This window comes from Proteobacteria bacterium CG1_02_64_396, assembly GCA_001872725.1.
Taxonomy (GTDB): domain Bacteria; phylum Pseudomonadota; class MNWR01; order CG1-02-64-396; family CG1-02-64-396; genus CG1-02-64-396.
This window is the reverse complement of sequence record MNWR01000105.1, coordinates 574-10939: the sequence shown is the minus strand read 5'-3', so window position 1 is coordinate 10939 and position 10366 is coordinate 574. Positions and strand designations below refer to the sequence as shown.

Genomic DNA, 10366 nt, shown 5'->3' with positions numbered 1-10366 from the left:
ATGCACATCTTTCTGACCGGCATGATGGGCGCCGGAAAATCCACCATCGGCCGGGGGCTCGCAAGAGCCCTCGGCCTTTCTTTTGTCGACCTCGACACCTTGATCGAGCATCAAGCGGGGATGTCGATACCCGATATTTTTGCCGGTGAGGGGGAAGAGGGGTTTCGGCGGCGTGAACTGGAGGCCCTGCAGAAGGTGTGCAACGGTCCGGCTCTAGTGGTGGCAACGGGGGGTGGGGCGATACTGTCGCCAGACAACAGGGCCTTGATGAAACAAACCGGCTGGGTGGTTTGGCTCGATGCCCCCATCGAGTTGCTCATTCGGCGGGTGACCGGCAGTAGTCGCCCCCTTGTGGCGGGCAATCCTCAAGATACAGCCGAGCGCATGCGCAGGATTTTCACAGAGCGGGCTCCTCTGTACGCCGAAGCAAGTCATCGCCGAGTCGACGCCAAAGGTAAAATCCCGCAAATCATTCAAGAACTTGTGAGCGGATACCACGACGCGATACGAAGTTCGAACAACGCTGCTGGCCCTGATTGACCAACGCAGATAGGAGCTGCTGTGACGCCTCACGTTGCCCAAGTTTCAACCCGCCGTTGGATCCTCTTCTTAAGCGGCATCAATCTTTTCATCCTGCAGTTCGTAATGGTCCGGGAGTTCACCTCCATCCTCTATGGCGAGGAGGTGGTGATTATTCTGGTGACGTTGGCCTATTTTTTAGGCTTGTCGCTGGGGTACGCCCTCTCGGATCGTATCTCCCCAAAAGTTTTTTTCGCCTTTTCCCTCATCAGTTTTTTGTTGCACTGGAGCCTGCCGGTTTTGCCCCGGGTGGTGACCGCATACTTGTATGACATCGGGCTGAACGGGTGGGGTTTTGTGCTGTTGGTGCTGGGGTGGGCGCTTTTGCTTTCTGCCCTCTACAGCATTTTTTTACCCCTGTTCATCGACGAAGAACCGCGGGACGACGGGGAGGGGCTGAGTTTGCCCAGTGCTTATGCCCTGGAGTTGTCGGGGGCGGTGGCAGGCATTGCCCTGATCTTCACGGTAGGTCAAGCAGGATTCCTCTACGTAATGTTGGTCTACCTCGTCAGCCTGACCTTCATCTTGCACCTGCTCTGGCGTAACAAACAGGTGACGGCGGCGCTGGCCCTCTTCGTCGTGATTTATCCCTTCGACTTCAACGGCTTCGACTTTCCATCCACTGCGTACCTGTATGAAAAGAAACACGGATTTTCGAAAATTGAGGTGATGTACAGCGTTAACTCCCCCTATCAAAAGGTGGAGGTGGTGCGGGCCGCCGATGCTCGGGGGCGCATGATCTACCTCAATGGGCTGCGGAATTTCGACGAGCAAGATCTTGAAGCGCTCAACGTGTACTTGGCCGGGCTTCCGGCGGAGCTTCAATCCAAGAACGGCCCCATCGATGTGCTGGTGGTTGGTTCGGGGACGATGGCCTCGGTCGATCACGTTTACCCGTATGCCAGGGAGGTCACCACCGTGGAGCTGGACGGGGCTGTGGCCGCCGCAGGGATGGAGTTCTTCCCCGATTACAACCACCTGGCCGACAAAAAGCGCTGGCACCTTGAAGTCGACGACGGCAAACACTTTTTGATGACCCACGACAAGCTGTACGACTTGGTGGTCATGGATGTGCCGTCGCCGTTGGTGATTCAGGAGGCGATCCTTCACTCCGAGGAGTTCTACCGGATGGTCAAGAGCCGATTAAAGCCCGATGGGGCCATTGCGGTTCAGCTCTCGGGCTTGCTGCAGCGCAATGATCGCAGTCCTGCCCAGATTTCGGCAGCGTTGCTTCGGGTCTACGACCAGGTCTTCGTGGTTTCCAGCAGCTGGGCCGACCGGGGATTTGCCTATGCAGGCGACCACCTGCGTTTTGACATGAAAGATCTACAGGCTGGGGTCAACCGGCGCGAACGGGGTCAGGCAACCCTATATTCCACCGAACAGGTTCGGGATATCACTGCCGGGGTCGAGCCGATCTCCATTGACCACCTCAACACGGTCTTGGAGCGGGGGTGGGAGCGTTTTGTGTCTCGGTATGGAGCTAAGCCATGAGTGATTCAGCGGCAGTTGTTCACCCCCCCCGTAGCGGGGCTGGATTTGGTGCGGCGGCGATCTTCTTCGGGATCGGTTGGATGTTCGCCGTGCTTCAATTCAGTTTTTTCTTCACGGTGGAGTTCTACCTCTCCAGCGCCTACACCACCTATTTAACGGTCACCGTTGCCTGGTTGGTGGGCAGCGTGCTTGGCCTAGCCTGGCGCAAGGGTGAGGATCTTGAGGTTTGGGTTTTGCTGGGCGGAACAGCGTCCTATTACCTGGGGGCCGCACTCTTAAGTACCTTCCAGTTTCAGGGTTGGTTGATGCCGGTGCTTTGTCTGCTGATTGTGGGATCGGGGCTTTACGCGGGGCTCTTCTTCCGGGCACGGCAACACGTGATGCGGGCCAAGTGGCTCTTCTTCTGGGAGAATAACGGCTTCGTGACCGGGATTGTGACCACCTTTGTGGCTTTTACCTTGATCGGACGCGATTTCATCCTGGTGACGCCTGCCGTTTCGGCGTTGCTGATGGCGCCGTTGATCCTGTGGATCGGCCGGCGTTATCCCTCCCCCTCTTCTTAAATCTGCGAGATCGTTGCTCCCCATGAACGCTCCCACGGTAGTCCATCTTTCTCTGGGCGAACGAGCCTACGACATCGTCATTGGCCAGCACCACCTCGACGGGCTGGGGGCGCGATTGGCGGCTCAACACGCCGGTCGCAAGGCGGTTGTCGTCACCAACGCGGTGGTTGGCCCCCTCTATGGCGCTCGAGTGGAGGCAAGTCTGAGTCGGGCCGGTTTTCAGGTGGGGACGGTCACCATCGACGATGGCGAGACTGTTAAACACTTGGGGACGGTCTCCGAGATTTACGATCAATTGCTCGAACGTTTTCGAGCTGATCGCCAGACCTTATTGGTGGCATTGGGCGGGGGGGTCGTCGGAGACATCACCGGCTTTGTCGCGGCGACGTATTACCGAGGTGTTCCATTCGTGCAGGTGCCGACCACCATTTTGGCGGCGGTTGACTCATCGGTGGGGGGCAAAACCGGGGTGAACCATCCCCTGGGCAAAAATCTGATCGGTGCGTTTTATCAACCCGTTTTGGTTTGGGCCGATTTGGAGGTGTTCCAGACTCTGGAGCCCCGGGAGCGGTCCGCCGGTTTGGCCGAAGTGGTCAAATACGGATTGATTCGCGATCCGGCATTGTTCGATCTGCTTGAAAACCACGTCGAGGCCATTGCCGCCCTTGATCCCGAAATGATGGCCCGCATCGTGGCCGATTCTTGCCGGATCAAGGCCGAGGTGGTTGGCGAAGACGAGCGCGAAGGGGGGGTTCGGGCGCTTTTGAATATGGGCCATACGGCAGGGCACGCCGTGGAGGCCTTGACCGGATACTGCCAATTCCGGCATGGGGAGGCGGTAGCTATTGGTCACTGTGTGGCGGCGTTGATTTCTCGCAATCGGGGTTGGTTACCCGATGCCGATTACAGTCGAATCGCACCTCTACTACGGCGTTTGAATCTGCCGGTTGACCTGCCTTCGTTCAGTGTGGACGAATACCTGAAGGCGATGGGGCGCGACAAAAAATGGATCGGCGGGAAGGCACGCTGGATTTTGCTCAAGGGGATCGGCCAAGGGGTGATCGCCGACGATGTTGCCACCGAGGAGGTGATTTCGGCGCTGATAGCCTTGGGCGCTTCGGAGTAACGTCAGTCGTGAAGGGAGGGGTGCATCGCCCGCCATTGTTGCCGCAGTAGCACCAGCGTGATGGGACGGCGCAGCGTCAACGAGCCCCGGTGCAGATCATCCATCAGGGCGATCAATTCGCCGATGCGCCGTGGACCCTGTTCGGTAAGCCAACGCTCACTTCCCTCTGGTAGGTTGAACCCTCGCTCTTGGGCGAGCTGCGCCGCAATGGCCAGCTGCTCCTCCTCCTCCGGCTCGAACAGCGGCAAAACCGGTCCCCACAAAAGCCGAGAACGTAGGTCGGGAAGCAGATCCAGCTCCAAAATACTGCCGCTGCTGGCATACAGCAGCATCCCCCCTTGGTTCTTCAGACGGTTATACAGGTGGACCATTCCCTCCTGCGCTGTCGTATTCAACCGCTGCACATCGTCCAACACGACGCTGCCCGCCGTTAGGTGGTGAAACACAAACGGCTCAAAGGCCTCGTCAACCGGGGAGGGGACCTGCTCCGGTCGGGTGACCTCGACCCCGCGCACCGCAGCGAAGGCTTCAAGCAAATGGCTCTTGCCGCTGCCGGCCGGTCCGACGATGCCCAGGGAATGGAGCGGCATCCGTTCTTGCCCTCGGGCCAAGCGTTCCAAAAAGGCGACGGTGTTTCGGTTGTGGGAGGAGGCCAAAAAACTCTCGAAGCGCCGCGGAGCACGTCCCAGGATGTCAAGGGTCGGTTGGGCCATAGTTTAAACCTGGGGGCGGACACGGCGCGGCGGGACCGCCTGCATGTCGCCCCACCAGATGCGGATGTAATCCAGCCCTGAAAAGATGGTCAGCGCCACAATCGGGGCAATCAAGATCGGGTTTTGACTCAGCGCCACCATGCCCAACCAATTGAGAATAATCAGGCAGACCCCGTAGAAGATCTGGGCTGCGGTAGTGGTTTTGCCCAGCAAGGTCGGTCGCATCGGCAATGGACCGCGGGTAAGGAAAAAATGCACAACGCCGTAAAGGATCAATCCGTCGCGCCATAACACCAGAAACGCCAGCCACGTGGGTGCGGCGCCATTGGCGGCCAGGGTGGCGAAGGCGGTCATCAGCATCAATTTGTCGGCCAATGGATCCAGCGCCGCACCAAACCGGGAGCGCCAGTGAAAGCGCCGGGCCAAATAACCGTCGAGGGCATCGCTCAGGCCAGCGGCCAGCAGGATCCCCAGCGCCCAACTCCACTCGCCCTTCCAGAGGGTCCAGCCCAGCCAGGGGACCATCGCGATCCGAAGCAGGGTCAAGGTGTTGGGGATGTGGCGATAGGGGGAGGGATTCACCGTTCCTCGATGACGGGGCTGGAGCGCAAATGGTTGATGGCGAGCCGGTCGGTTTCATCCTCAGGTCGTCCAAACCCCAGCCGTTCGAGGGCGCGAGGAAGGTCGATGGCCGGACCGTGGGCGTCGATGGTCAGGGTCAACCCCTCGTCGTCGTACCGTAAAAAGCGGCAGTCGTCGACCTGGGGCAGGCGGCGCAGCTGCGCGGTCATGCGATAGACAGTTGAGATATCGTCGAATCCGCGAACCAGAAGCAGCCTCGAATAACGCACTTGCCCCTGACTGCCCTTGAGTTCCAACCAACGATCCAGCAATTCGTTGAACTGCTCTTGTACCAATGCCTCTACGCCCCCTTCGCCCACCAGTTGATCCAAGGAGTGGACTTCTCCCTGCCCGTCTTGGTCTATCCAGCCTGACCAACCGGTAAAAAGGGGGCCATTGCGGGACTCTACTGTGGTTCCGACAACAACCCAGCCCAACTCCCCGGTGCGAATCCTTGGAACCAACAACGCCTCTAACCATTCGGGGGTCGGCGGTTCGATTGAAAAATCAGAAAATGCCAACGGAATCGTCGTTGTAGGCCACCCGTGCTCCTTGCTCAGGTCGCTCAACATCGCAGGAAGGGGTTTCGTGGGGGGGGATGGTTCGACGGGGTGAAGGGGGTCTGGGGTGAGGGAGCGGAACGGCTCTTGAATGAGCAAGGCCATATTGAGATGGGGAAACGGGGGGAAGACCAAGTAACCGATCGATCCTAGAGCCTCGGCCAATTTCTGGGGATGAAATTGAATGGCCAGATCGACAAAAAGGGTTTTTGGGCGCCATTCCACGGTTCGAGGATAGAGGTTTTTCACCAATGGGGCCGGGGCGATGCGGGCGATTTTGGTGTCAAGATCGCTCCAGCGATAGCGGGGGGCAAAGCGGTGGACAACCTGCAAAAAGCCGGCCCGGATGGCCGCCTCAAACGCCTCCTTTTGGGGATCGGAACTGTTGCCCAATTCGATTTCAGCGGTGGCGTGGCCAACCGTTAAACCGCCGTCGGCGCTCCAAGCCGTAAAAGGCGTCCAGAACATGGTCAGAAACAATCCGAGCAAACGGAGCGAATGGGGAATCATACCCAAGGCGATATTCACGACGGTTCGCCCCAGGCTGGAACCAAGGTTTGGGGGAGCGCCAGCGATTGCAGAATTCGGGCGACAACAAAGTTGATCAAATCGTCGATCCCTTGGGGGTGATGGTAGAATCCTGGCATCGCGGGCACTATGCGAACCCCCAGCTCCGCGAGGCGTAGCATGTTGCCCAAATGGATGGGCGAAAGGGGGGTCTCACGGGGCACGAGGATCAAAGGGCGTTTTTCCTTAATATGCACATCCGCGGCCCGTTCGATCAAGGTGTCGGAGGCTCCGTGGGCGATGGCCGACAGGGTTCCCATCGAGCATGGGCAGACCACCATTCCCCGAGAGGGGGCGGAGCCCGATGCGGGAGGGGCGAACCAATCCCGTAATCCGTAGGGGGTAATAAGGGTTGCCCGTTCTGCCCAGCGCGATTGAAGCGCTTGGGATGTGCCAGCCGGATCATCGGGAAGCACCCAATCGCATTCGGTTTTCAAGACCACGCGAGCCGCGTCCGAGAGCAGCAGCGATACAGGAATATCCTGGCGAATCAGGGTCTCAAGCAGGCGTACCGCATATGGGGCGCCGGAAGCTCCAGTCACGGCCAGAACGATGGGATGAGTTTGTGGGTTCATGGGTAGATGGTAGTCAAAGCGACGAAGGGCGGCCACTGACCGTCCCGTCTCATGCAACCTTGGAGGGGTAGGTGGAAAAACGCATCCTGATTCTTGGGGCGGGTGAAGTTGGTGCCAATTTGGCGCTGTCGCTCTCGCGCAATCGCGACATCATGGTCACGGTGGTCGATCGCAATAAGGCGTTGTGTGCCGATCTGGCCGAAAAAGCCGATGTTGCCACGGTGGCGGGTGATGTGCTGCGGCCCAGTGTTTTGGAGCGGGCAGGCGCTCACGAGATGGAGACGGTCATTGCGGTGACCGACAACGAGGCGGTCAATTTGGTCGCCTGTCGGTTGGCTCGGGCTATTTTTCATACACCAACGACGGTGGCGCGGTTGGAAACCGACGAGTTGCTCGAATTCGCCGACGAGCTCTTCGGGCGCGATGGCGCCGGAATTGTGGATTTGGCGATTTCCCCCGAACGGGAGGTCGTCCAGGCGATCATGCGTTTGGTGATGACCCCCGGCGCCTTCGAGGTGCAGTACCTGGCGGATGGTCTTCTGGCATTGATCGGGGTGCGACTGAATGTCGGCGCCTACATTTTGGGCCATGCGCTGCGCGACCTGCCCGCCTTGCTGGGAGAGCTTCCATTCACGGTTGTGGCGGTTTTTCGGGGCGAAGAGATCGAGATGCCCACGGGGCGCACAGTGCTCCAGGACGACGACGAGGTCTATTTCATCTGTCCAGTTGATCAACTTCCACGCGCCATGGGTTTGATGGGCAAACCGGAACACGCGGCCCGTTCGGTTCTGATCGCAGGTGGAGGGCAGGTTGGGGCTAAGTTAGCCCAACAATGCCGCGAACAGGGGGTCCGGGTGACGTTGGTTGAACTCGATGAGGAGCGGGCCCGTGCAATCCTAGATGCCTCAGAAGAAGACTTTACGGTGGTCATGGGTTCGGTGCTGGATGAAAAGCTCTTGGCGGAGGAGGCCCATGGCAAAGATCTCTTCATCTCGGTGACCGACCGCGACGAGATCAACATTTTCTCGGCGCTGCTTGGTAAGCGCAGCGGTATTCGCAAGACCGTTGCCTTGGTCAACAATGCCACCTACATGCACTTGGCCCGCCAGATGGGGGTCGATGTGCCCTTGTCGCCGCGGCTCATCACGGTGTCGCAAATTTTGCTGTTGATGCGTGAAGGGCTGATTGCTGCTTCGGTGACCCTGCGGGAGCGGGCTGAGCTATTGGAGGGGGTGATTTCGTCGGGCTCCTCGCTTGAAGGGGTCAACATCGCTGCGTTGCCGGTTCCCAAGGGTACGGTGGTGGGCGGGATTGTGCGGGCAGGAATCAGCATCCCGGTTACAGGTGCAACCACACTCCAGGCGGACGATCACCTGCTGATCGTGACTTCGACAAAAAACGTCGCCAAAGTCACGGAACTGTTCCGTTTGGAGGGGGGGGATTTATGGTGAAAAAGGGGCGCTACGATTATTGACGGGGTAGGGGGGGCTCCGTATAGTTCGCGCCCCCTGGAGATCCCGGCCCAAAAGCCGAGTCTGGGGGCTCACGGATGGGACGGGGCGTAGCGCAGTCTGGTAGCGCATCTGCTTTGGGAGCAGAGGGCCGGAGGTTCGAATCCTCTCGCCCCGACCAACCTTGGCTTGAAAGTCCCCTCAGGCCTGCAAGCCGAGCAGGAGGCATTTGAAGCGTTGTGATCGACCGGCAATGTGAGCGCCTGTAGCTCAACCGGATAGAGCAACGGCCTTCTAAGCCGTAGGTTGCAGGTTCGATTCCTGCCAGGCGCGCCAATTTAAATGTTGTGTTGTATGGTGGGTGTAGCTCAGTTGGTAGAGCCCCGGATTGTGGCTCCGGTTGTCGAGGGTTCGAGTCCCTTCACTCACCCCATTCATTGCGTGTATCCATAGGCCCCCACTTATTTCTGGCGCCACGAGCCGGTTAAAGTGGGTGGTCATCGAGGTGTGGGCCGTTAGCTCAGTTGGTAGAGCAGCTGACTCTTAATCAGCGGGTCGAAGGTTCGAGTCCTTCACGGCCCACCAATACCTTGCCACGAACCCCGTCCGGGCTTACCTCCGGCGGGGTTTCTTCTTTTGTGGGTTGCCGCGGATTTTTGCGGCACGTAAGTGGGCTCTGTCCCGACATCAGGGGGTGACGATGGCACAACCGGTGGAAGCTGTTCCCCAGGTAGAGCAACTCAGCGTGGGTCTTCATCTCATTGGGGATCTCTATGAATGCCAAGGTGAAGACCGTTATTTCTTCGATGCCGACTTCCTTCGCGATTTTTGTGTCGAGCAGGTCCAGACGGCGGGATTGACCGTGGTTGGTAATTACTTCCATCAATTTGGCGAGGATGGAGGTGTGACGGGGGTGGTTGTTTTGGCTGAATCGCACCTGTCGATCCACACTTGGCCAGAAAAGCGTTACGTCACGTTGGATGTGTACGTCTGCAATTACACCAGCGACAACAGAGCCAAAGCGCGCCGGTTGTTTAACTCTCTGGTCGCAACCTATCAGCCGGGCAATCCCAAGTTTCACTGCGTTGAGCGGGAATAACGACCGTCGAATCGCCGCCCTCCGGGTGTAGAAGGAGAGAAAAGGCATGGCCGACTCGCACGAGCGCTTCCTCCTAGAGCAGCTCAATCCCAACTACGGCTATTTCCTGCGTGTCGGCAAGCGGATTGTGCAAAGCGCAACCGAGTTTCAGTCGCTCGAAGTATTCGAGACACCGATGTTTGGTCGGTTGCTTCGCCTGGATGGGGTCTTCCAGACCTCCGAGCGGGACGAATTCTTCTACCACGAAAACATCGCTCATGTCCCTGCCATTGCCCACCCCCGGCCCCGGTCTGCGCTGGTGGTGGGTGGGGGTGACGGCGGGACGGTCGAAGAGCTTCTTAAGCATGCCTGCATGGAAAAGGTGGTCATGGCGGAACTCGACGGTGGTGTTGTCGAGGCGGCCAAAGAATACCTCGGCGAAATCCACCGGGGCGTTTTTTCAGATCCACGGCTTGATGTTCGCATCATGGACGGCAAGGCCTATATTGAACAGACCTCTGATCGATACGATCAGGTAATCCTCGACCTTACCGATCCTTTCGGCCCATCGCTGGCGCTGTATACCCATGAGTTCTATGCGGCATGCAAGCAGACGCTCAATCCGGGCGGGGTGTTGTCGCTTCATGTCGAATCACCCATATCCAGGCCGAACACTTTCAATCGGATCATCAAGACCTTGGAGTCGGTGTTTCGCGTGGTCTGCCCCTATTTGGTCTATGTGCCGCTGTATGGCACTTGGTGGGCGATGGCGGTGGCATCAGACGATGTCGACCCCTTGGCGCTGAGCGAAGGAGAAGTGGATCGGCGTATTGCCGAACGAGCCCTATCAGATCTTCAGTATTATAACGGCGCCACGCACAAGGCTGTGTTTGCAATGCCGAACTTTGTGCGTGAAGTGTTGAAACAACCGGCTGAGATTATCCACGTGGGCTCTCCAGCCTTAGAAGATGAGATCGCGCTTAATCTGGACCACAGCCTAGGAGTCTGTCGGGCTTGAGCGTCCGTAGCGAGCCGAGTG

General features: G+C 58.5%; 11 protein-coding genes and 4 tRNA genes. 11 read left to right on the top strand and 4 right to left on the bottom strand.

The annotated features are described in order from the left end of the window. From AUJ55_12620 to AUJ55_12605, 4 genes are read left to right on the top strand one after another with little or no spacing between them, the layout of a single operon-like run. Window positions 1-540 carry a hypothetical protein gene (locus tag AUJ55_12620; protein OIO53998.1) on the top strand — a complete coding sequence of 180 codons (540 nt, stop codon included), beginning with the start codon at window positions 1-3 and terminating at the stop codon, window positions 538-540. Window positions 541-561: 21 nt separating this feature from the next. Then, window positions 562-2073 carry a hypothetical protein gene (locus AUJ55_12615; GenBank protein OIO53997.1) on the top strand — a complete coding sequence of 504 codons (1512 nt, stop codon included), beginning with the start codon at window positions 562-564 and terminating at the stop codon, window positions 2071-2073. Further along, window positions 2070-2636, top strand: a complete 567-nt coding sequence (locus AUJ55_12610; GenBank protein OIO53996.1) for a hypothetical protein — start codon at window positions 2070-2072, stop codon at window positions 2634-2636. Before AUJ55_12615 ends, AUJ55_12610 begins: the two co-directional genes overlap by 4 nt. 22 nt (window positions 2637-2658) lie before the next feature. Continuing rightward, the gene (locus tag AUJ55_12605) at window positions 2659-3762 is read left to right on the top strand and encodes a 3-dehydroquinate synthase (GenBank protein OIO53995.1); all 1104 of its coding nucleotides are present in this window, start codon (window positions 2659-2661) and stop codon (window positions 3760-3762) included. Between the two features lie 2 nt (window positions 3763-3764). Here AUJ55_12605 and AUJ55_12600 read toward each other — a convergent pair whose 3' ends face one another. Genes AUJ55_12600 through AUJ55_12585 form a run of 4 tightly spaced genes read right to left on the bottom strand, consistent with a single transcriptional unit; the run spans window position 3765 to window position 6798 of the window. After that, complete coding sequence (locus AUJ55_12600) at window positions 3765-4475, bottom strand: hypothetical protein (protein OIO53994.1); 711 nt, start codon at window positions 4473-4475, stop codon at window positions 3765-3767. A 3-nt stretch (window positions 4476-4478) separates the two neighbouring features. Then, the gene (locus AUJ55_12595; protein ID OIO54051.1) at window positions 4479-5000 is read right to left on the bottom strand and encodes a hypothetical protein; all 522 of its coding nucleotides are present in this window, start codon (window positions 4998-5000) and stop codon (window positions 4479-4481) included. Between the two features lie 53 nt (window positions 5001-5053). Then, entirely contained in the window at window positions 5054-6184 is a 1131-nt protein-coding gene (locus AUJ55_12590; GenBank protein ID OIO53993.1) for a hypothetical protein, read from the bottom strand. Next, window positions 6181-6798 (bottom strand): aromatic acid decarboxylase, encoded by a 618-nt coding sequence (locus tag AUJ55_12585; GenBank protein OIO54050.1) that lies wholly within the window; start codon window positions 6796-6798, stop codon window positions 6181-6183. The genes AUJ55_12590 and AUJ55_12585 overlap by 4 nt, the downstream gene beginning before the upstream one ends. Window positions 6799-6869: 71 nt before the next feature. Between AUJ55_12585 and AUJ55_12580 the strand changes: the two genes are divergently transcribed. From AUJ55_12580 to AUJ55_12550, 7 genes are all read left to right on the top strand, one after another. Beyond that, complete coding sequence (locus AUJ55_12580) at window positions 6870-8249, top strand: hypothetical protein (GenBank protein ID OIO53992.1); 1380 nt, start codon at window positions 6870-6872, stop codon at window positions 8247-8249. Between the two features lie 104 nt (window positions 8250-8353). Further along, window positions 8354-8430: transfer RNA gene (locus AUJ55_12575), tRNA-Pro, on the top strand. A 78-nt stretch (window positions 8431-8508) separates the two neighbouring features. Next, window positions 8509-8585, top strand: a tRNA-Arg gene (locus tag AUJ55_12570). 21 nt (window positions 8586-8606) lie between these two features. Continuing rightward, window positions 8607-8682, top strand: a tRNA-His gene (locus AUJ55_12565). Window positions 8683-8758: 76 nt separating this feature from the next. Continuing rightward, window positions 8759-8834: transfer RNA gene (locus AUJ55_12560), tRNA-Lys, on the top strand. Between the two features lie 115 nt (window positions 8835-8949). Further along, entirely contained in the window at window positions 8950-9348 is a 399-nt protein-coding gene (locus AUJ55_12555; GenBank protein OIO53991.1) for an S-adenosylmethionine decarboxylase proenzyme, read from the top strand. 46 nt (window positions 9349-9394) lie between these two features. Continuing rightward, window positions 9395-10345: a spermidine synthase gene (locus tag AUJ55_12550; protein OIO53990.1), complete on the top strand. Its 951-nt coding sequence runs from the start codon at window positions 9395-9397 to the stop codon at window positions 10343-10345. Window positions 10346-10366: the final 21 nt, after the last annotated feature.

Coding starts and splice junctions, on each gene's coding strand:
- AUJ55_12620 (OIO53998.1), top strand. CDS start 1: ATGCACATCTTTCTGACCGGCATGATGGGCGCCGGAAAATCCACCATC.
- AUJ55_12610 (OIO53996.1), top strand. CDS start 2,070: ATGAGTGATTCAGCGGCAGTTGTTCACCCCCCCCGTAGCGGGGCTGGA.
- AUJ55_12605 (OIO53995.1), top strand. CDS start 2,659: ATGAACGCTCCCACGGTAGTCCATCTTTCTCTGGGCGAACGAGCCTAC.
- AUJ55_12600 (OIO53994.1), bottom strand. CDS start 4,475: ATGGCCCAACCGACCCTTGACATCCTGGGACGTGCTCCGCGGCGCTTC.
- AUJ55_12595 (OIO54051.1), bottom strand. CDS start 5,000: ATGGTCCCCTGGCTGGGCTGGACCCTCTGGAAGGGCGAGTGGAGTTGG.
- AUJ55_12585 (OIO54050.1), bottom strand. CDS start 6,798: ATGAACCCACAAACTCATCCCATCGTTCTGGCCGTGACTGGAGCTTCC.
- AUJ55_12555 (OIO53991.1), top strand. CDS start 8,950: ATGGCACAACCGGTGGAAGCTGTTCCCCAGGTAGAGCAACTCAGCGTG.
- AUJ55_12550 (OIO53990.1), top strand. CDS start 9,395: ATGGCCGACTCGCACGAGCGCTTCCTCCTAGAGCAGCTCAATCCCAAC.